The 21,436-nt window shown below is 46.5% G+C and carries 19 protein-coding genes; 14 read left to right on the top strand and 5 right to left on the bottom strand.

All coding sequences use genetic code 11. The features are described 5' to 3' along the window. The first annotated feature begins 183 nt into the window (after positions 1 to 183). Complete coding sequence (gene rarD / locus FC26_RS07120) at positions 184 to 1,140, top strand: EamA family transporter RarD (protein WP_057779173.1); 957 nt, start codon at positions 184 to 186, stop codon at positions 1,138 to 1,140. A 58-nt stretch (positions 1,141 to 1,198) separates the two neighbouring features. On the opposite strand, the gene FC26_RS07115 is transcribed toward rarD, so the two are convergent. Beyond that, on the bottom strand, positions 1,199 to 1,876 hold the full coding sequence (locus FC26_RS07115) for a type 1 glutamine amidotransferase (RefSeq protein WP_057779171.1): 678 nt from the start codon (positions 1,874 to 1,876) through the stop codon (positions 1,199 to 1,201). 176 nt (positions 1,877 to 2,052) lie between these two features. On the opposite strand from FC26_RS07115, the gene FC26_RS07110 reads away from it, so the two are divergent. The 3 genes from FC26_RS07110 (at position 2,053) to FC26_RS07100 (ending at position 3,957) form a co-directional block, all read left to right on the top strand. Next, entirely contained in the window at positions 2,053 to 2,826 is a 774-nt protein-coding gene (locus tag FC26_RS07110; protein WP_057779169.1) for an acetoin reductase, read from the top strand. A 139-nt stretch (positions 2,827 to 2,965) separates the two neighbouring features. Beyond that, positions 2,966 to 3,439 (top strand): Dps family protein, encoded by a 474-nt coding sequence (locus FC26_RS07105; protein WP_057779167.1) that lies wholly within the window; start codon positions 2,966 to 2,968, stop codon positions 3,437 to 3,439. Between the two features lie 89 nt (positions 3,440 to 3,528). Then, positions 3,529 to 3,957, top strand: coding sequence for a MarR family winged helix-turn-helix transcriptional regulator (locus tag FC26_RS07100; RefSeq protein WP_057779164.1), 429 nt, complete (start codon positions 3,529 to 3,531; stop codon positions 3,955 to 3,957). 31 nt (positions 3,958 to 3,988) lie between these two features. Here the strand turns inward: FC26_RS07100 and FC26_RS07095 are convergent, their stop codons facing one another. Then, positions 3,989 to 5,176 carry a pyridoxal phosphate-dependent aminotransferase gene (locus tag FC26_RS07095; RefSeq protein WP_057779162.1) on the bottom strand — a complete coding sequence of 396 codons (1,188 nt, stop codon included), beginning with the start codon at positions 5,174 to 5,176 and terminating at the stop codon, positions 3,989 to 3,991. A gap of 356 nt (positions 5,177 to 5,532) precedes the next feature. Here FC26_RS07095 and FC26_RS07090 point away from each other — a divergent pair, with 356 nt between their 5' ends. Beyond that, the gene (locus FC26_RS07090) at positions 5,533 to 7,002 is read left to right on the top strand and encodes an ABC transporter permease (RefSeq protein ID WP_057779160.1); all 1,470 of its coding nucleotides are present in this window, start codon (positions 5,533 to 5,535) and stop codon (positions 7,000 to 7,002) included. A 14-nt stretch (positions 7,003 to 7,016) separates the two neighbouring features. Further along, complete coding sequence (locus FC26_RS07085; RefSeq protein ID WP_057779158.1) at positions 7,017 to 7,673, top strand: ABC transporter ATP-binding protein; 657 nt, start codon at positions 7,017 to 7,019, stop codon at positions 7,671 to 7,673. A 78-nt stretch (positions 7,674 to 7,751) separates the two neighbouring features. Here the strand turns inward: FC26_RS07085 and carB are convergent, their stop codons facing one another. Together carB and FC26_RS07075 are read right to left on the bottom strand one after the other, a co-directional pair. Continuing rightward, complete coding sequence (carB, locus tag FC26_RS07080) at positions 7,752 to 10,829, bottom strand: carbamoyl-phosphate synthase large subunit (RefSeq protein ID WP_057779156.1); 3,078 nt, start codon at positions 10,827 to 10,829, stop codon at positions 7,752 to 7,754. Continuing rightward, positions 10,822 to 11,898 carry a carbamoyl phosphate synthase small subunit gene (locus tag FC26_RS07075; RefSeq protein ID WP_057779155.1) on the bottom strand — a complete coding sequence of 359 codons (1,077 nt, stop codon included), beginning with the start codon at positions 11,896 to 11,898 and terminating at the stop codon, positions 10,822 to 10,824. The genes carB and FC26_RS07075 overlap by 8 nt, the downstream gene beginning before the upstream one ends. A gap of 242 nt (positions 11,899 to 12,140) precedes the next feature. Between FC26_RS07075 and argC the strand changes: the two genes are divergently transcribed. From argC to FC26_RS07045, 6 genes are all read left to right on the top strand, one after another. Next, on the top strand, positions 12,141 to 13,172 hold the full coding sequence (argC, locus tag FC26_RS07070) for an N-acetyl-gamma-glutamyl-phosphate reductase (RefSeq protein ID WP_057779153.1): 1,032 nt from the start codon (positions 12,141 to 12,143) through the stop codon (positions 13,170 to 13,172). Positions 13,173 to 13,188: 16 nt separating this feature from the next. Further along, entirely contained in the window at positions 13,189 to 14,400 is a 1,212-nt protein-coding gene (argJ, locus tag FC26_RS07065; RefSeq protein ID WP_057779151.1) for a bifunctional glutamate N-acetyltransferase/amino-acid acetyltransferase ArgJ, read from the top strand. A gap of 18 nt (positions 14,401 to 14,418) precedes the next feature. Next, positions 14,419 to 15,174 carry an acetylglutamate kinase gene (argB, locus tag FC26_RS07060; protein ID WP_057779242.1) on the top strand — a complete coding sequence of 252 codons (756 nt, stop codon included), beginning with the start codon at positions 14,419 to 14,421 and terminating at the stop codon, positions 15,172 to 15,174. A 19-nt stretch (positions 15,175 to 15,193) separates the two neighbouring features. Next, a complete protein-coding gene (locus tag FC26_RS07055; protein WP_057779149.1) occupies positions 15,194 to 16,339 on the top strand; it encodes an acetylornithine transaminase in 1,146 nt (381 codons plus the stop codon). Between the two features lie 3 nt (positions 16,340 to 16,342). Next, positions 16,343 to 17,362 (top strand): ornithine carbamoyltransferase, encoded by a 1,020-nt coding sequence (gene argF, locus FC26_RS07050; protein WP_057779147.1) that lies wholly within the window; start codon positions 16,343 to 16,345, stop codon positions 17,360 to 17,362. Between the two features lie 192 nt (positions 17,363 to 17,554). Continuing rightward, positions 17,555 to 18,532, top strand: coding sequence for a hypothetical protein (locus FC26_RS07045; RefSeq protein ID WP_057779145.1), 978 nt, complete (start codon positions 17,555 to 17,557; stop codon positions 18,530 to 18,532). A gap of 58 nt (positions 18,533 to 18,590) precedes the next feature. On the opposite strand, the gene FC26_RS07040 is transcribed toward FC26_RS07045, so the two are convergent. After that, complete coding sequence (locus FC26_RS07040) at positions 18,591 to 19,067, bottom strand: nucleoside 2-deoxyribosyltransferase (protein WP_057779142.1); 477 nt, start codon at positions 19,065 to 19,067, stop codon at positions 18,591 to 18,593. 227 nt (positions 19,068 to 19,294) lie between these two features. Here FC26_RS07040 and FC26_RS07035 point away from each other — a divergent pair, with 227 nt between their 5' ends. Continuing rightward, entirely contained in the window at positions 19,295 to 19,546 is a 252-nt protein-coding gene (locus FC26_RS07035; protein ID WP_057779140.1) for a hypothetical protein, read from the top strand. Between the two features lie 328 nt (positions 19,547 to 19,874). Further along, positions 19,875 to 21,128 (top strand): tyrosine--tRNA ligase, encoded by a 1,254-nt coding sequence (gene tyrS / locus FC26_RS07030; protein ID WP_057779138.1) that lies wholly within the window; start codon positions 19,875 to 19,877, stop codon positions 21,126 to 21,128. The last annotated feature ends 308 nt before the right edge of the window (positions 21,129 to 21,436 follow it).

The raw sequence follows: 21,436 nt of genomic DNA, 5'->3' as shown, positions 1-21,436 counted from the left end.
AGTCGAGTCAGAGATGGCCCCGCTTGGAGGGTTAGGTAAGCTGGTTCGACGAAATAAATAGCCGATTCGATGGGTGGCCAGTTGGTCACCCAATTTTGATGCTGTGATGGGACGTTCTACCATTGAAAGTTATTTCAAGCTGGAGTACGCTATTAGGAATACTTACAGGTAGGAGAGATGTGTATGGAGAATAAACGATTAGGTGTGAGCACGGGACTGGCAGCCTATATTTTGTGGGGGATGCTGGGGGTTTTCTGGGAACTGTTACACGCGGTACCGGCCATGGATACGTTGGCGTATCGAATTGTGTGGTCACTTGTGACGATTGGGATTGTTCTGACTATGCAACGTAGCTGGCGTGTGGTTTGGCAAACGATTTTGACGTTGACTAAAAATCGAAAAATTGGGTGGATTGTACTCAGTTCCCTGCTAATTTCGGTGAACTGGCTGATCTACATTTACATGGTGGGGCATCACCAAGCAACGGAAGCGAGTTTAGGATATTACATTATGCCGCTGATGAACGTCGCCGTCGCCATCCTCTTTTTACACGAACAGTTGTCGCGAACGAAACTGATTGCGATTTTCTTTGTTATTATTGGCGTGGTGATTTTGACGGTTCAAACGGGATCGTTGCCGTTGAATACGCTATTGATGGCAGGTTCGTTTTGCTTTTACGGTCTGATCAAAAAGCAGGTTCAGTTACCGGCCACGATTTCGTTAACCTTGGAGACCTTGTTTGTGGCCCCGATTGCGGTCGTCTATCTGTTACTATCACCGCATGTAATGACTCAAAACGGACCGCATATTACACTGCTGTTGATTTCAAGCGGTGTGATCACGGTAATTCCGCTGCTTTTGTTTGCGGTAGCCACTAAAAATACGGATTTTATTACTCTGGGATTCATTCAATATTTGAACCCCACCATTCAATTATTGATGGCGGTATTTGTATTACATGAAGCCTTCAGCTGGCATAAGGCAGTCGTGTTTGCGTTCATCTGGTTTGGAATTTTGGTATTTATTTTCGGTAGTCTGAGAAGCTATCGTAAGTTACAACAGATGCGTCCGGCACCCCAAGATCGCAAAACAGCTGACGAGCAACAAACATATTCTAAAAAAGTAGTTGAAAAAGTTTAATTGCACCAATCTAAAAGGCCGCCATCGAAAGAGATGGTGGCCTTTTAATACATAACTGCTAATTAGCAGCGACAGTCAAATAATCGAGAATTTGGAACAATAAATCTTGATTGTGAGGGTCTAATGGATGGTTGATGATCTGATCCACACTGGTATCAAAGATCGATTGCTTGATGAATTCACGGTCTTCACCAACTAATGAAAGTAGTGTCGTTGGTGTCGTTTCCAGATGGAATTGAAGGCCAATTGCGTTCAAAAATTGGAATCCTTGGTTGGCCCACGTTGGTGACGAAAAGAGTGGTATCGACTGGAGTGGCATTTCAAAGCCCTCACCATGCCAATGAAGAGCGGTGAACTGACGGGGAAATTTTTTAAGAAGTTGGCGGGTCGTCTGGGAACTTGCGACGGGGCCCCAACCAACTTCGATCGGACTGGGAGTAACCTGAGCGCCAAATGTCATGGCCAGTTGTTGAGCGCCGAGGCAAATTCCTAACATCGGTAGATTACGGGTGACCACGGTTTGGATTAGTCGTCGTTCTTCCTTGAGCCAGGCGTAGTCGTCGTGGACACTCATGGGGCCACCGAGGACAACTAGAAATTCAATATCATCGGCACTTGGTAGTGAATCACCGTTGAAAGTTTGAATGAGGTCGGAGTGATACCCGTGGGCGCGGATCCATTCATTGATTAGTCCCGGGGTTTCAAACGCGACGTGTTGAATTATCGTAATTTTCATGTTGGCCCTCCCGTTAAAAGTAGAATTGTTAGTTTCTATTATAAGGGTCGGTGACGCAGAAGCAAATCAAAAAAAGAAATGAAATTTTTTGCATATTGTACTTTATTTATGTGCAACTAAGTGTCATAATAACTTTAACAAATCTGAATACTAATTCACAAGAAGGGGTAGTTTTAATGACAGAAAAGGTTGCATTAATTACTGGTGCCGGTCAAGGAATCGGTGAAGGAATCGCGAAACAACTAGCTAATGATGGCTTTCAAGTTGCCTTAGCTGGACGTCATTTGGATAAAGTTCAACGTGTCGCAAATGATATTAACGAAGCCGGTGGCAAGGCCATTGCCATCAAGGCAGATGTTCAAAGTAAGCAAGAAGTTTTCGACAGTGTTGCACAAACTGTTGCACAACTAGGCCACTTGGACGTATTTGTAAACAACGCGGGGATTGCCCACGTTGCACAAGTAATTAATACCGAAGAAGAAGACCTAGATCGTCTATTAAACATCAACGTTAAGGGAACGGTATTCGGCATTCAGGCCGCTGCCACACAGTTCAAGAAGCAGGGAACTCCAGGGAAGATCATCAATGCCTCTTCAATTGCGGGACATGAAGGATTCGAATTATTAGGAGCTTACTCAGCCACTAAGTTTGCCATTCGTGGCATTACGCAGGCTGCAGCCAAAGAATTGGCTCAAGATAAGATCACGGTTAACGCCTACTGCCCAGGAATCGTATTGACACCAATGTGGGACCAAATTGATGCCGAAATGGGTGAATTGCACGGGGTACCAGCTGGCGAATCAATCAAGCAATACCTTTCCGGCATTGCCCTTGGTCGTGGCGAGCAACCAGCCGATGTTGCCAACTTAGTATCATTTTTGGCTAGTGACAAAGCTGACTATATCACCGGTCAAGCCATCATGGTTGACGGTGGGATTAAGTACGTTTAATTGATATTTGACTGAAAAAAGTAGTGTCCAATTGCGCTGGGCACTACTTTTTGTATGCAAATAATTTGCGAAAGGAAGCTCTTTCAGATAAGCTAGATTTATAGTTGATTAGCTGCTAGGATTTGAGAGGAGTTCAGACATGACCGAAGTTAAATATCCCAAAACAATGGCCCAACTGAATCAATTGATTGCCGATTTAAGTCAGTTACAGACCAATATTCAGCAAATTCACTGGTATATGCGGGGCCCAGAATTTTTTAAGTTACACCCCAAGATGGATGATTTTAATGATACCTTAGCGGATCAGTTAGATGAAGTGGCGGAACGGTTAATTGCGCTGGGTGGCTCACCATACGCGACCACTCACGAGTTTATCGATCATACCGGATTACCAGACGAAAGGGTGACTTGGCAGCAATACGAGTTACCGGACTATATGCATCGCCTAGATGATCAGTTTAAGTATCTGGCTGGTCAGTATCAGTTGGGAATGGATGCGGCTGATGAAGAACGTGATTTTCCGACCCAAGATATGCTAAATGGATTTAAGAGTGAGATTGATAAGAACATTTGGATGGTTTCCGCCTTTTTAGGCAAGGGACCGCTAGATTAGCAAAATCCAATCGATAAGTTACTTGCGGGTGCGCAGCAAACTATGCTATAGTGGCTACCGCTAGTTAACTAACGATTGGAGATGGCGACATGACCCAAGACAATGGGCGGTTGTTAAAAAAAGCGGCAAATCAGTTGAACCGGAATTTTGATCAGTTTGCCCAGCAGTATGGTTTAACCAGTATGCAGATGGCGATCATTGATTTTATCGGCCGTCATGAGGGTCGAGTCGTAACGCAACGAGATATTGAACATGAATTCAATATTCAACGTTCGACTGCGACGACAATGTTACAACGAATGGAAAAAAAGCAGTTAATTGTTCGGCAGGTGCTCAAAGATGACGCCCGTCAAAAGCAGGTTCAGTTGCTGCCCGATGCCATTAAATTGGAAAATGTTGTGTCTCAGTATATGCTGAAAGAAAATGAACGATTATCGATGAAGTTTACGTACGACGACATTATGACCTTTCAACGGATTTTGACGTTTTACGCTAATGATTATAAAAACCAGGACTGAGAAAAATCAGTCCTGGTTTTTTGGGTGCGCACTATTGCATATGATCTTGCATAAATTGGTTAATCCGTTCGTAGGCCTTTAATAGATTTTCTTTGCTGTTTGCGTAGCTGAGCCGGATATGATCGGGCTGGCTGAAGGCCTTGCCGCTGACCACTGCAACGTGGGCCTGCGTCAAGAGGGCTTCCACAAAGTCCTCTGTCGAGGCGAATCCACAAAGTTGAACGGCCTTTTTCACATTGGGGAAAAGGTAGAAGGCCCCCTGTGGTTTCGTGGGGAGATCAAAACCGGGAAGCGCCGCAATTTTGGGATAAATCGTGTTGAGTCGGTCTTCGAATGCGGCACGCATTGCTTGCGCTTCTTTTTGATCGCCGGTTAAGGCGGCAATCGCGGCGTATTGGCTGACAGCGGCCGGATTACCAGTTGCGTGACTCGCAACGGTATTCATGATCTTGATGGTCTTGGCATCGCCGAGAACGTAACCAATCCGCCAGCCGGTCATTGAGTAGGTTTTTGAAACGCCTGAAACTAGGAGCGTGTGTTGCTTGATTGCTTCGCCAAGGGTGACGATTGAAGTAAACTCGTGACCGTTGAAGATCAAATTACTATAAATATCGTCAGCAATGATGGTAATATCGTGGGCCACCGCCCAATCACCGATGGCTTTTAATTCAGCGGCTTCGTAAATTAAGCCAGATGGATTTTGTGGTGAATTAATGACCAACGCTTGGGTAGTGGGGGTGATTGCAGCTTCCAAATCAGCAACCGTAACTTTGTGATCCTTGCCAGTCGTTGGTACGGCAATGGCGTTGCCACCGGCCAGATGAACTTGTTCGGCGTAGCTGACCCAGAATGGTTCGGGAAGCAAGACATCTTCACCAGCATTGAGAATCACTTGGAAGATTAGAAATAGTGAAAACTTGGCCCCATCTGTCACAATCACTTGGTCTGGAGTGTAAGTGACACCGTCTTCGAGTTGAATGCGGTCGCAGATGGCCTGCTTTAATTCTGGTAGACCACCGGCAGGAGTGTAGAAACTGGCTTTACCAGATTCAATCGCATCAATTGCCGCCCGTTTGATTGGTTCTGGGGTGGTGAAATCCGGTTCCCCGATTGACAGGTTGATGACGTCGACACCCTTGGCGATCAAGGCTTTAGTTTTGGCAGACATTGCCAGAGTGGCGGAAGGCTGAACTTTCAGTACATCTTTTGAAATTGACACGTTAACGACTCCCTACTTTTCAAAATTTAGCGAAACATATTACTACTAATAATATAGCTTGAATTTGTTAGAAATTACAGGTTATTTGGTTAAATTGGAGAAATTAATTTTGAACTGTTGACGATTGATATGGTGAAGCCGACGGTGTTTTTTGAAAAAATGCCGTATTAGCCGCAAGAGACGGCGAAATGATGAGCAGATAATTTTCAATGCCGGTATATCATTGATTGAATCCATAATATTAAACTCCTAGAAATGATACATAATAGGTCAAGTGAAATTCATAATTTAGTCACGATTATTAGCTAAAGTAATAAACATCAATTATTAATACTATTTTTTTAAGGAGGGCCATTATGAATTTTTTAAAACGGGCCTGGCTCAGCCTATCAGCTAAGAAGGGACGGTCGGTACTACTTGTGTTAGTCACGACCGCCATAATGTTGTTTGTTTTAGCAGGGATGCTAATCCATACGGCGGCTGATCAGGCGACTGCCAATGCCAAAAAGAGTGTCGGCGCGACACTTACCTTGTCGGCCAATCGGTCGTCGGCGTTCAAGAAGATGCGGGCGTCAAGCTCATCATCATCTAAACCTAAGTTGAAGATGTCGTCGGTTAAGCTGAGTGATGCCAAGAAGATTGCTAAATTGGCCAACGTGGCGAGTTATAATGCGACGGTTTCAGCCTCGGTTAACGCCAAGAGTTTTGACGCGATTTCGACGTCCAGCTCGACAAGCACAATGCCAGGGGGCGCTTCAAGTAGTAGTTCGGGTGATATCTCCCTTTCTGGGGTGACTAACACCAGCCAATCGACCAGCTTTACGGATGGCACGAACAAGATTACAAAGGGCCGTGGTCTAACCAGTTCTGATAAGAACACGAACAACGTTGTGGTGGAATCTGAATTAGCTAAGGAAGATAGCTTGAGCGTTGGAGATACCATCACCGTGAAGAAGAGCGGTAAGACTTACAAGTTGAAGATCGTCGGAATTTATAAATCAACATCGAGTTCTTCAACCCAAATGGGTCCTGGTGCCAGTGATCCCGCCAACACAATCTATTCGTCATACACGTTAGCGAATACGGTTAAGGGCAGCAAGTACGCGGGCACTGCCGATTCGGTCACATTTACTATTTCTAACCCGTCGAAGGTTAACAGTGTTAAGGCAGCGGGCAAGAAATTGATCAATACCAGCAAGTACTCACTCGCAACTAACGATAGCAGTTACCAAGCGGTGAAATCGTCAATGAACAACATCAAATCCTTTGCCGATAAGATTGTATGGCTCGTGGCGATTGCTGGAACCATTATTCTGGCATTGATCGTTATCTTAATGATTCGCGAACGGCGTCACGAAATTGGTATTTTACTATCAATGGGTGAAGCACGATGGAAGATTGTCGGTCAGTTCTTTGCGGAACTGGTGATGGTCCTTGTGGTATCGCTGTGCTTAGCTGGCATTGGTGGTAAGTTTGTCGGCGATAAGCTGGGCAGTGAATTAATGTCACAACAGACCCAGTCATCATCAGCAACCATTTCGGCTCCCGGTGATTCCAACGGCGGTAATATGGGTGGCGGTAGTCGTCCAAGTGGTGGTGCACCGAGTGGCGGCGGTCAAGGCGGTGGCATGGCCGTTCATAGCAGTATGGGCGGTCAAACTGGTACGACGAGTGCCAGCGCGGACACTGACCTGGACATTAACGTCACCGCACTGACAATGGTGGAATTAGGTGGCTTTGGATTAGCCATTATCTTCTTGTCAACGATGCTGGCTTCAGGTGGTATTTTACGCCTGCAACCGAAGAAAGTACTCATCGAGTCATAAAAGGAGGGCCTAACATGTTAGAAGCCAAAAATATTGGGTACTGGTACACCCATAAAGACGATTATTTATTCAAAGATGTCAATCTGACGTTTGAAGCCGGCCAATCCTACGCAATTGTTGGGCAAAGCGGCTCTGGTAAGACGACGTTTCTGTCCCTATTAGCGGGCCTCGATCAACCTAAGGCGGGACAAATTCTGTACGAAGGTCAGGATATTAAAAAAATTGGCATGACAAACTATCGTAAAAGAGACGTTTCAGTGGTGTTTCAGTCCTATAACCTATTTACGTACATGTCGCCATTAGATAACCTACTGACAGCAATGGCGATTACGGGTTCCCAACATGCCGGCGATAAGGAGTTTGCGGCGACGATGCTCAAGAAGCTCGGAATTACCGAAGATCTGATGCGTAAAAATGTGCAACACCTCTCTGGGGGGCAACAGCAACGGGTCGCGATCGCACGAACCATGGCATGCGATGCCCAACTGGTTGTTGCCGATGAACCCACCGGTAACCTAGATGAGAATAACACGGTTGAGGTCGTGGGACTCTTTCAAAAAATTGCGCATGAACAGGGCAAGTGTGTCATCATTGTGACCCATGAATCTGCGGTGGCCGAAATGTGTGATACAACCTATCGACTGGAAAAGAAGGTCTTTAGTCAGGTCTAGTTACCGATTAGTGAGTCAATCAAGAACATAATAAAATAAGAAAAGCTTGGAAAACGATGTGTTTTCCAAGCTTTTTTGCTAGGCGATGGGAACGTTTAGGGCAGCTAGAATCCCTTTGAGCGTTTCAGTCGCACTGAAGAACGGAATTTCGCTACTGAGGGCGAAGTAGTTCAGTGGCGTGGCCGTGGTTTGCTCGGGGGCGTTATTGACGACTAGCCAGACATTTGAGGGCGTTAATTGTGCGAGCTGTTCAGTGCTGGGAGCGACTAACGTCTCAACACCGGTTTGATCAAGCATGGTGCGTAATGAGTGATCCTGCCCAGCAGTTTCATCGAGAATCGCAACTTGACCGTCTTGGACGGGCTTAAGGTGGTAACTGTCATCCAACGATTTAGCCAGCGCCTCTTGGTAGGTGGGCGCAATCCCGATCGTTTCACCCGTCGATTTCATTTCGGGGGATAGCGAACAAGCCATTCCCGCCAGCTTGGTGAAGGAGAAGACGGGCGCCTTGACGGCCACGTGATCGGGTTCTGGCGCATAACCAGGCTGAATGTGAAGGTCGGTCAATGACTGACCCAAAATTAACTTAGTGGCAATCTTGGCGAGGTGTTGGCCGGTCACTTTACTCATGAACGGGACTGTCCGGCTAGCCCGCGGATTGACTTCAATGACGTATACCTGGTCACTAACGATAAATTGAATGTTCATCATGCCCACACAGTGCACCTGTTGACCAATTTTAATCGCAGTCGCAATGATGGCGTCTTTTTGAGCCTGGGTGAGTCGCTGGGGCGGGTACACGGCAATTGAATCACCGGAGTGAATCCCAGAACCTTCTAAATGCTCCATGATTCCGGGGATGAAAACGTTATGCCCGTCGCTGAGAATATCTGCTTCACACTCGATACCGGCGACATAGTGGTCGATTAAAATGGGTTGATGCGGTGCGGCCTGCATGGCTTTGGCAACGTAGGTTGCGAGCTCGGTTTCGTCATGGACAACAGCCATGGCGCGTCCGCCAAGGACAAAGCTCGGGCGCACCATAACTGGATAGCCGATCTGAGGCGCGATCTGCTGGGCTTGCGCAAGATTCATGGCGGTGGCACCAGCGGGCTGGGCAATCTGTTGGGTTTTCAGAAGTTCTTCAAATTGGTGCCGATCTTCCGTTTGGGTGATGCCGGCTAACGAGGTGCCCATGATGTGGACACCGTGATCGACGAGGGCCTGCGTTAGGTTGATTGCCGTTTGCCCCCCAAATTGGACGATCACGCCCAGCGGGTGTTCGAGGTCAACGATGTGCATGACACTCTCGATGGTGAGCGGTTCGAAGTACAGTTTGTCTGAAATTGAAAAGTCAGTTGAGACGGTTTCCGGATTATTGTTAATGATGATGGCGTGGTACCCCGCCGCTTGAATCGCCTGGACGCAGTGCACGGTGGTGTAGTCAAATTCCACGCCTTGCCCGATTCGAATTGGACCGGATCCCAGCACGATGATGCTGTTACCCAACGGTTGGCTTTCATTTTCGCCCGGAAAGAAACTACTGTAAAAATAAGGGGTTTCGCTCGCAAATTCACCAGCACAGGTATCTACCATTTTATAAACCGGCGTCAACTGAGCCTCGGTTAATTGCGCTTCAATCGCGGCGATTGGTTGTCCTGTAGCTGCAGCGATGTTGTCGTTACTAAAACCGAACTGTTTCGCGGTGGCCAAACGGTCGGGTGTTAGTCCCTGACCGAGTTGCTGCTTGAGTTGCCAGATATGATTCAGTTTGTGGAGAAAAATGGGGGTGATTTGGGTCAGTGCTGCGATCTTGTCGATAGTCCAACCACGATCAAGGGCGGCAAATAGTTCGAAAAGACGCTGGTCGGTCGGGTGTTGCAATGCCGTTGTGAGCTCTGTATCGGTTGGCACGTTGAGCGGAAGAAGCGTTGCTTGGACTTGCGGTTCGATTTCTAAGGAACTAACGGCCTTGAGGAGGGCTTCTTCCAGGGTGAGCCCAATGCCCATGACTTCACCGGTAGCCTTCATTTGAGTGCCTAATTCTCGGTTGGCACCGGTGAATTTATCGAATGGTAACCGTGGAATTTTGGCGACCACGTAGTCTAGCGCAGGTTCAAAGGCGGCGTAGGTACTTTCGGTCACGGGGTTTGTGATCTCACTGAGGGTGAGCCCAATTGCGATTTTGGCCGTAATTTTGGCGATCGGGTAGCCGGTGGCTTTTGAGGCGAGGGCTGAAGAACGACTCACCCGGGGGTTGACTTCGATAACGTAGTATTGGTCGCTATGCGGATCTTGTGCGAGTTGAACGTTACAGCCCCCCTTGATTTGAAGCGCGTCAACAATGGCGAGTGAAGCGTAACGGAGACGCTGAAACTGCTGATCGTTGAGCGATTGGCTGGGGGCGACCACGATTGAATCCCCCGTGTGGATGCCGACGGGGTCGAAGTTTTCCATGCAGCAGACGCTAATCTTGTCGCCGTTTGCATCCCGCATGACTTCAAACTCGATTTCCTTGAAGCCAGCGATACTTTTTTCGATCAGACATTCGGTCACGGGAGACATTGCGAGCCCGCGGGTGGCAATTTTAGTCAGTTCCGCGGGGGTAGCTGCAATTCCACCGCCCGTTCCACCGAGGGTGTAGGCTGGCCGCACGATGACTGGATAGCCGATTTGATCAGCAAATTGGAGGGCGCTTGCGAGTGAGTGCACCGTGAGACTGGCTGGAATGGGTTGGTGAATGTCTTGCATGAGTTGCTTAAACTTTTCGCGATCTTCAGCCTGTTCGATGGTCGCAAGGCCGGTCCCCAGTAGCTGGATGTGGTACTGATCTAAAACACCGGCATCGTTGAGTTCCACGGCAAGGTTTAACCCGGTTTGACCGCCCAATGTTGGGAGCAGGGCGTCGGGGCGTTCCTTGGCTAAAATCGCACTGACGGATTCCAGGGTCAGGGGTTCCAAGTAAACCTGATCGGCAATTTCATCGTCAGTCATAATGGTCGCCGGATTGGAGTTGATCAAGACGACCTCGTAACCTTCTTCACGCAGACTAATGCAGGCCTGACTACCAGCGTAATCAAATTCAGCGGCTTGCCCGATGACAATGGGGCCGGAACCAATGACGGCAATTTTATGAATGGAGTGGTCTTTAGGCATGCAATTTCACCTCTTTGTGCATTAATTGTTTGAATTGGTGGAAGAAATTAGTGGCATCAAGGGGGCCGGGATTAGCTTCCGGATGAAACTGGACGCTGATGACGGGCATGTGTTGCATGGCCAACCCTTCGATGGTGTGATCGTCACCCTCAACTGCGGTCACGACGAGATCGGTATCCTTCAGTGATGCGGGATCGACAGCGTAGCCGTGATTTTGGCTGGTCATAATGGTGTGGTTACTCGTTAACAGTTTAACGGGATGGTTGAGACCCCGGTGACCAAACGGTAGTTGGTAAGTCTTGGCCCCGTTGGCAAGGGCGAGAAGCTGGTGACCAAGGCAAATGCCGGCCACTGGATAGCAGGCTTCCAATTGCTGGATAAGGGGTAAGTAGTCGGTGTAGACGCTGGGATCGTCAGGACCGTTTGAAATCAGAATGCCGTCGGGATGGGCCTGCTTAATTTCAGCCAGACTCGTTGTGTAAGGGAGCACGGTCACGTCGCAATTGGCCGCCAGCAGTTCACTAATGATGCCCTGCTTGATGCCAAAGTCGATGACAACAACATGGTAGTCCGCATGCAGTGCGAGGTAAGTTTGATGCTGAAGCTGGGGCTTTTTACTGAGTTCAGTGCTGAGCGTGGGATAAAGGGTGTTGAAATCGGCCACGGTCAGTGGTTCATTGGCGATGATCGCCTTAAGGGTCCCATGCTGGCGAATATGCTTGGTGAGCGCCCGTGTATCCAGATTGCTCATTCCGGGGATGTGCAGATCTTTTAACCAAGCATCTAATGATAGGTTGGCGTCTCCGATTTCATTTTCGAGGTGCCGCACTAAAACAGCCTGACAGGTAGACTGAGAACTTTGATTTTGGTTTTTGAAGATCCCATAGGTCCCAATGAGGGGGTAAGTAAATGTCAGAAGTTGATTGGTATAAGAAGGGTCTGTGATTGCTTCTTGATAACCGGTCATGCCAGTGTTAAATACGACTTCGCCAGCTGCGAGGGCGTTGTGATCGCCAAAAGCAAGTCCTTCAAAAGTGGTGCCATCTGATAATGTGAGGTATTTTTTCATTATTCGGTATCCCTCCGTATGTTTATTCAAATTATTTGTCACTATATTAACTGTTTATTGAATGAATAGTCAATACTAAACTTCATAAAATATGGAAAAAGTTAGCGATAAATGAATAAAATATAGTATATATCGAATATTAATGAATAAAAATAAAAAACAACTTGCTTTTTCTAAACATTCATTGTAATCTGATACCAATTAATAAAGATTCACGAAATGCATATAGAGAGATGATGAAGATGAAAATTGCACTAGTCGGGATTTCTGGCTACGGTGGTATGGTGCTCTATCAAATGCTACAGCACCATTCACAGGTCACTCAAATTGAATTATACGGTCATCAACAAACGGTACCGACCCCCTTATCACAGGTGGTCCCCTTATTCGTTGGCGATCACACGCACCAAGTTCTTCCATATGATAGTAGCAAAATTATGGCCCATAACGATGCGGTCTTTTTTGCCACTTCGGCCGGGGTCACTTCACAATTAGCGGCGCCGTTCATTGCACACCATTTTCCGGTCATTGATCTATCGGGAGACTACCGCTTAAAGCAGCCGGCAACCTATGAAAAGTGGTATCACAAGCCAGCTGCAAAGTTGGCGGATTTACAGATGGCCCATTACGGATTAGCTGAATTAAATGATGCGCGACACCAATCCTACATTGCTAATCCTGGTTGCTATGCGACCGCAACGTTGCTGGGATTGGCTCCATTGATCCAAGACCATTTGGTCGATGTCGATTCGATTATTGTCGATGCTAAGTCGGGAACGTCTGGTGCTGGTAAGACGCCATCGGCAATGGCCCACTTCACACAGGTAAATGATAACCTGCAACTTTATAAGGTGAACGAACATAAGCACATTCCTGAAATCGTGCAGCAACTCCAGCAGTGGGATTCGACGGTGAGTGCCATCCAATTTAGTACCACGCTATTGCCAATCACCCGGGGAATTTTAGCCACGATTTACGTTAAGGCGACCCCCACGACGACGGCGACGATGGTTGATCACGTGTTTCAAACGACGTACGCTAACCAGCCATTTGTCCGCTATACTGGGCAGCAAATGCCGACAATTAAGCAGGTTGTGGGAACTAACTACTGTGACTTAGGGGTTATATATAACGAGGCAACGCATACCATTATGGTGGCGAGCGTCATTGATAATCTCGTCAAGGGTGCCGGTGGGCAAGCAATTCAAAACTTTAATCAAATGAATGGGTTTGATGAAGCGGACGGTTTACCAACGGATGTCTTATTACCATAAAGAAGGGGACTTGAAAATGACAGTGACAACGACTAAAAACATAACGACATTAGCAACCTATACTTGGCCACAGGGCTTTTATAGCGACGGACTTAATGCGGGACTTAGAGAAGGCAAAAAGGATATGGGCTGGCTTTATTCAGAGGTTCCGGCTGCAGCGGCGGGCGTTTATACGACCAACCAGTTTCAGGCCGCTCCCACTAAGCTGACCAAACAAACGATTGAGGCAACCCATCACTTACAGGCCATGATCATGAACAGTGCGAATGCGAATTCTTGCACGGGTGTCCAAGGTGCTCAAAATGCCGCATTGATGCAGGCTTGGACGGCACAAAAACTCGGAATTGCACCAGAACTTGTGGGGGTCGCCTCAACCGGAATTATCGGTGAGCAACTTCCGATGGGCGTTATCGAAGCTGGATTAGATCACTTACAATTGACTAAAAACGATGCGGTAACGACGGCCATTTTAACCACCGATCTGCATCCCAAGACGATTAGTATCCAATTTGAACTGGATGGGCAGACTGTGACAATGAGCGGTTTTGCAAAGGGATCGGGGATGATTCATCCTAATATGGCGACGATGCTTGGTTTTGTAACCACCGATGCTCAGATCACCGGGGATCAGTTGCAGAAGCTGTTGAGTCAAGAAGTGGACGAAACCTTTAACCAGATCACGGTGGACGGTGATACATCCACAAACGATATGGTCGTGGTCCTGGCAAACGGGATGGCGAACAACCAGACTCTAACGCCAGATCAAGAGGACTATGACACGTTTGTCGCTGCTTTTCATCAGGTATTGAGCTTCTTGGCACAGTCAATCGCGCAGGATGGCGAGGGGGCGTCGAAACTTGTTGAAACAGATGTCATTGGTGCACTTAACCATGATGAGGCCCAGATGGTCGCGAAGGCAATTGTCGGATCTAACCTCGTGAAAGCGGCCATTTTTGGTGAGGATCCGAACTGGGGCCGACTGATGGGCGCGATCGGGCAGACCGACGCACACGTCGATGTTGATCATGTGTCAATTTGGTTTAACGGTCTGCTCATTGTTAAGAACAGTCAGGCGGCTTTATTTGATGCAGCCGAAATGAAGGCTAGTTTGGGAGAATCAGTCGTCAAAATCAAAGTTGATTTGAATAGCGGTGAGGGTACAGGACAGGCCTGGGGGTGTGATTTGACGTACCAATACGTCAAGATCAATGCCGCCTACCATAGTTAAGAGGGAGTGTGGATGACGATGGCAGAAACAATTGTAATTAAGGTCGGTGGTCATGCCAGTGATCAGTTGCCGCAACAGTTTTATCAGCAGTTAACGCGCTGGCAAGCCGAAGGCAAACACATTCTGGTGATTCATGGTGGCGGACCACAAATTAGTCGTTGGTCGGATCAGATGGGGCTAACGGTCCACAAGCATCATGGTATTCGGGTGACAGATGCCAAGACGCTCGCCGTGACTCAAGCGGTACTCCTCGGCGTTGTGCAACCCGCAATTTGCCAGCAGTTTAGTCAGCATCATCTGCACGTTGTCGGATTGAACACCAGTGATAATCAATTGCTGGGTGGAGAATACCTAGATCAAAAGGAATATGGCGAAGTTGGCCAGATTACCAGCGTCAATGAAACCTGGTTGCAAGAAGTCTTGCATGATGAAATCGGGGTATTGGCACCATTGGCCCAGACTATTGATGGGCATTTACTAAACGTCAACGCGGATACGGCGGCCGCCGCAATTGCGGCTAAGCTGGGGGCAAATAAGCTGGTACTACTCACAGATGTTCCGGGGGTCCTCAATGCGGGCAAGGTCGTGCCACTACTGGATCAGGAGGGCGCAGATCAACTATTTGAGCAAAAACAAATTAAAGCAGGTATGATGCCTAAAATTAAGGCCGCTTTTAATGCGTTACATGATGGGGTCCATCAAGTGTTGATCACAAATGATCTGACCAGTTCGGGCACGATTTTACATCGGTCAACCAAGCGGGTCGCAGGTTAATTCATGGAGGTAATTTAGCATGCAAAATATTTTTCCAACTTATCAGCAGTATCCAATCGATATTGTCGCAGGCCATGATTGGCACCTGACGGATCGTCAGGGACATACATATTTAGATTTCACGAGCGGAATCGGGGTCTGCAATTTTGGCTATAGTAATGAAACGATCGTACAAAACGTCACCGAACAGCTTGGTCAAATTTGGCATACTTCAAACTTGTACGAGAGCGCGTTGGTGGATGAGGTTGCGGGAGCACTATGTGAACCGGGGATGCTCGCGTTTTTCTGTAATTCAGGTACCGAAGCTAACGAGGCGGCACTAAAATTAGCCCGTAAGGCCACCGGCAAACCGACTGTTTTAAGTTTCAATAATAGCTTTCATGGGCGGACATACGGGGCGATGTCGCTGACCGGTAACCCCGATATTCAGGCTGGATTTGCACCACTGGTACCGGCCATTAAGTTTGCCGACTACAACGATCCAGCAGCCATTACGGCCATTGATCAGCAAACCGCCGCTGTCATTCTTGAAGTCATCCAGGGTGAAGGTGGGGTGGTCAATGGTGAGCCACAATGGCTTCATGATGTTCAGACCGCCTGTCATGCTGCGGGGGCGTTACTGATTATTGATGAGGTCCAAACTGGCATGGGCCGAACCGGTCAGAAGTTTGCCTATCAAAACTTTGATTTGGATCCAGATATTGTGACGGTAGCCAAGGGAATTGGTAATGGGCTGCCGCTCGGAGCGATGATCGGTAAGCAAGCATTGGCCCCGGCATTTGGACCGGGTACCCACGGCACCACCTTTGGCGGGAACAAACTCGCATTGGCTTCCGCCAAGGGAGTCTTGGCGCAATTAACACCAACCTTTTTACACGAAGTCCAGGCAAAAAGTGTTCCGGTCTGGCAAGCGTTGCAAACTGAAATTGCCCCGTTAGCTGCGGTGGCGGGAATTTCTGGTAAGGGACTGATGATCGGCATTCAATTAGAGACCACGGTCGATGTGAACCAAGTGATTGATCAGCTGCAACAGGCGGGAATACTGACGTTGTCTGCCAAGCACAATACACTGCGACTACTACCACCATTAGTTATGAGTTCGGCCGATTTACTGGCTGGATTGGCACAAATTAAGACCGTACTGACCACCATCGGGGAGGAGTAAACCATGAATCATTTTCAAAATAAATCCTTTTTAAAGGAAATTGACTTTTCATCCAGTGAGTTAACCTATTTGATCGACTTTGCCGCGCACCTGAAATACCTCAAGCATCACAATATCCCGCATCCCTATTTACAGGGCAAAAATATTGCACTGTTGTTTGAAAAAACGTCAACTCGGACCCGGTCATCATTTACAGTGGCGTCCATTGATCTCGGTGCCCATCCCGAATTCTTGGGTAAAAATGATATTCAGTTTGGCAAGAAGGAGTCGACCATCGACACCGCCAAGGTACTGGGCCGGATGTTTGATGGTATTGAATACCGGGGGTTTGCCCAAGAAACGGTAGAACAACTGGCACAATATAGTGGCGTGCCCGTCTGGAATGGGTTAACCAACGAGTGGCATCCCACACAAATGATTGCGGACTTTTTGACATTGAAGGAAAATTTTGGCCATTTAAATGGGCTGACGCTGACCTATCTTGGCGATGGCCGCAACAATATGGGCAATTCACTGTTGGTAACGGCCGCTAAATTGGGCGTTAACATTCATATTGGTGCTCCTAAAGCACTCTGGCCAGCCGACTCGGTGGTGAAGCTGGCGCAGGAGGCGGCTCAAAAGAGTGGCAGTCATGTGTTACTGACCGAAGACCCAACCGAGGCTGTGCAAGGGGCGGACGCCCTTTACACGGATGTGTGGATTTCAATGGGAGAAGATGTTGATCCGGCTGAGCGAATTAACCTGCTGAAACCCTACCAGATCAATCAGGCATTGCTGGATCAAACTGGTAAAGATAGTACGATCATCATGCACTGTTTGCCGGCTTACCATGATCATTTGACGGAGGTCGGCAAGGCACTCGGGGAACAATTCCAGATGGCCGCCATCGAAATTACCGATGATGTGTTTAATGGCCCCCACTCGGTGGTCTTTGACGAGGCTGAAAACCGGATGCACGCGATCAAAGCAATTATGGCCGCAACGTTGGGCGACTTGTTTATCCCTGATCAGCTATTTGAATAGGATTGCGGCCTCGCGAAAGCGGGGCCTTTTTACGTACCTTGCCAGACATCATGAACAAAATATGACCAAAAAGTAATGAATTATTGAATTATGACCGTAAACTACCAGTTAAAAAGAAGTTTATGATACAATCGAACATACGGTGATTATGATTTACTAAATTTAGGGGGCAATCCCCGGATAGGTGGAGAAATGAAAGAAAGCAATTTATCAATAAAACAGTTTTTTGCTGAGATTAAGAAGGCCTTAAAACCAAACTACAAGAGTGCGGTAGGTGCGCTTGTGGGACTATTCGTTATTTCAGTTGCTATTATTCTTGGACTAGGCGTGGTAGGTTACATGTTGCTACGCTCACTGATGATGAAGTATTACATGATGATGTACGGGATGAGTACAATCACTTCATTAATTACCGGTGCGTTAACCGTGCTGCTAGTGTTAGTACTTTACATTATTTTGTTCTTTGTCATCTACTTCTTCCGTACGGCCATTCAATTTAATTTTCAAGACGTGGTTCGTGATCCAAGTCGGAAGATTCAAATTCGTCAAATCTTTAGCCAGTTTAAACGCTTGAAGAAGTGGCAACTGGTTCGGTTGGCACTATGGGTTTGGTTATTCACAACATTGTGGCAGTTACCGGTGGATATCTTAAACGGGTTCTTCGGTAGCAACCAGATTGTTGCGGCGATCTTGAAAGCAGTTGGTGCTGTGATTGCCATCTGGAAGGGCGTTGAATATTCTCAAGGCTTGTTGTTGTACCGTGAGAAGCAACCAGAATTTTTAGGTCAATCAATGCGCCACGCGTTAACTGCAAGTCGGCGGTTCATGGGTGGTCGAAAGATCAACTACATTATCTTGATGATTGCGGGCGTTGTCCCTGTCATTTTGTGGACGGCGATCTGGAGTGCGATCATCTACTTTGGCTCTAACTACGGTAGCTTCACGATGCCAACGGCGGTTGTGTACATTCTGGTCATCATCTTGATCTTAGGAATCTGCGCTTATTTGCCAGTATTGTTGATGATGGAACCCGTTTACTTTGAAGCTAATAAGAAGCATATCAACTTAGAAAGTGTCTATGCAGACACGCTACTACCTGAAGAAAAACTGGTCGATCCACTACCAGAAATTAACGAACAACCTCAGGAAACTGAAACGTCAGAAGATTAATCATCATGACAAAAAACACCGTCCAATAAGGACGGTGTTTTTGTATACCAAATTATTATTAAAAGACTTTCATATCAGTCCAAACGGTTGGTAGTGTGTTGAAATTGTAGCTGCTTAAACCAGCCTGAATCTTGTTACCAGTAAACATGGCGGTGTGTGACCGGGCCAACATTAGGTTGAGCTCGTTTTCAGGGTTGAACTGAACCATGATGACAGGGATGTGCCAAGCCCAGGCAGCACCGATTTCAAAGATTGTACCTGCATCGGGTTCCATGTTTTGTTCCTCGTACTTATAGTCGAGAATCGCAACAACTACATCGGCGCGTTTAACTTGGCGCATATCGGTGTTGTAAACCGAGTCTTGCCAATCGCGTGAACCGAAAGGAAGCTTTTCTTCTTGGTGTTCTTGGGGATTATAGATTTCTTCTGCATCGATCGTTGGATTATGCTTGAGTGCATCCATCACCACATCGATGCGTTTCTTTTGCTCGTCTGAAAAGAACGGACTAGCGAGATAAACTTTATTTTGATACATGGGAACACCTCTCAATTATTTTGTCTGTCTTATTGTACGGGAATTTGACAGGGAAGTTAAGCCTTGATTTTATTCTTGCAATCGGAGAGGAACCTTAAATTAAAATGTAAGCGCAATCATTATTATTATTTTCTCCTAATATTCTTCACAAATTCTTCACATTTAAAGTTTAATATCCAACTTATAGAAAATATAAGATTTTATAATCAGTGGGGAGGAGAACCAATATGTGGAAAAACGATGACTGTAACTATCAACGCTTTTTAGTTTCGAGTAGCGGCTGTCCGATGATTAAACGAGGGTTCACGGGGAAGGTAACCAAGGAATATCAAAACACCTATTTGATTGAATTAGATATGGCCAGTATTCAAGAGGCGGATCGCACTAGCTTGATGCGAATCAATGAGTTCAATGGTCGGGTCATTATTGCAAAGAAGTACGTTCATGAGATTGCGGACTTGAACCAAGAATATGCTTAATCATTTTTGGATCAACAAGGCATAAGATAATAGAATAAAAATTGACAATTCGGTGTGGGCACGCTAGAATACAATCAACAATTGAAGTGATGACGTAATATAGTAGAAGTTTATCGGGACAACCAGAAATTTAGCGGGGCTGTGAGCTAGACGTGGGTAGGCATTGAATTACAATTACGGAACTTTCAGAAATGAACGGATCGTCGCGTTACTGACGAAGAGCGGAAAATAGCAATATTTTCAATTCAAGGTGGTACCGCGGAATATTCGTCCCTGATCTTATATGAGATCGGGGACTTTTTTGATCCAAAAAACTAGGAGGATACAGATGAACATAATTGACGAACTACGCTGGCGGGGGGCCGTCAATCAAACAACGGATGAAGCAGACTTACGGAAATTGACTGATGAAAAGAAAATCAGTCTATACTGCGGTGTGGATCCAACGGGTGACAGTTTACATATTGGTCACTTAATTCCGTTTATGATGCTGAAACGGTTCCAATTGCAAGGACACCATCCGGTAATTTTGATTGGTGGTGGAACTGGTGCGATTGGCGACCCATCAGGGAAGAACTCGGAACGTAAACTCCAGACAATGGAACAAGTACAGCACAATAAGGAAGCTTTGACGAGTCAGATGGAGAACCTGTTTGGTACAGAGAACTTTACGATCGTTGATAATTACGATTGGTTATCACAGTTTTCTCTATTAGACTTCCTCCGTGATTATGGAAAGCTGTTTAACGTGAATACCATGTTGAACAAGGAAGTCGTTGCGAGCCGGTTAGAAGTCGGAATTTCCTTCACTGAATTCACCTACCAGATTTTACAATCCGTTGACTTCCTTCATCTATTCCAAGCAGAGGACGTTCAGTTACAAGTTGGGGGCGCAGATCAATGGGGCAATATTACGGCCGGGATTGATTTAATTCATAAGATTGAGGGCGCCGATGCCCGGGCCCACGCACTAACGATTCCATTAATGCTTAAAGCCGATGGCACAAAGTTTGGTAAGACTGCCGGTGGGGCAGTTTGGTTGGATCCCGAAAAGACAACGCCATACGAATTTTACCAATTTTGGATTAACCAAGATGATCGTGATGTTGTGAAATACCTGAAGTACTTCACCTTCTTGAATGAAGATGAAATCAATGAACTGGCTCACAAAGTTGAGACACAACCTGAAAAGCGGGAAGCACAACGCCGTTTGGCAGAAGAAGTGACAGAATTTGTTCATGGTAAACAGGCGGTTGAGGAGGCACAACATATTACGGCTGCGTTGTTCTCTGGTAACGTTGCGGATTTAACAACGGCTGAAATCGAGCAAGGCTTTAAAAATATGCCGTCCGTTGACGTATCCGCAGAAAAGAAGAACATCATTTTGTGGTTGGTTGACGATACTAAGATTGAATCATCAAGACGGCAGGCCCGTGAAGATGTTCAAAATGGTGCAATTCGCATTAACGGTGAGAAGGTCACAGATCTTGAAGCTGAGATCGATCCTGCCAGCCATTTTGATGGAAAGTTTGTCATTGTTCGTCGTGGGAAGAAGAAGTATTTCCTAGCGCGAATTCACTAAAATGAGATAAAAATGAGAAAGCCAAAAAAGTTTACTTTTTTGGCTTTTTATTTTTTGCTAATTTTGAGTCTTCATTTGGCCCTTGTTTTGAATTAAATGACGACTAATACGAACAAAAATAGTTCCGTATGAGCTTTTAATAGTTAAAAAACGAACAATGCTTCTTTGAACTATAAAAAAGCTAGTAAATGGTATGTTGACGAATTCGACTTTGGTCTGTATAGTAAGTAGACGTTGTTGCGATACATAAACGCAACATGGTAGACCTTTGAAAACTGAACAAAGTTTCGACAAATCAAATGTGTAGG

The organism is Paucilactobacillus vaccinostercus DSM 20634 (assembly GCF_001436295.1).
In the GTDB taxonomy this organism is placed as follows: Bacteria; Bacillota; Bacilli; order Lactobacillales; family Lactobacillaceae; genus Paucilactobacillus; species Paucilactobacillus vaccinostercus.
The sequence above is the reverse complement of the archived record's forward strand: the minus strand, read 5'-3'. Positions and strand labels throughout refer to the sequence as shown.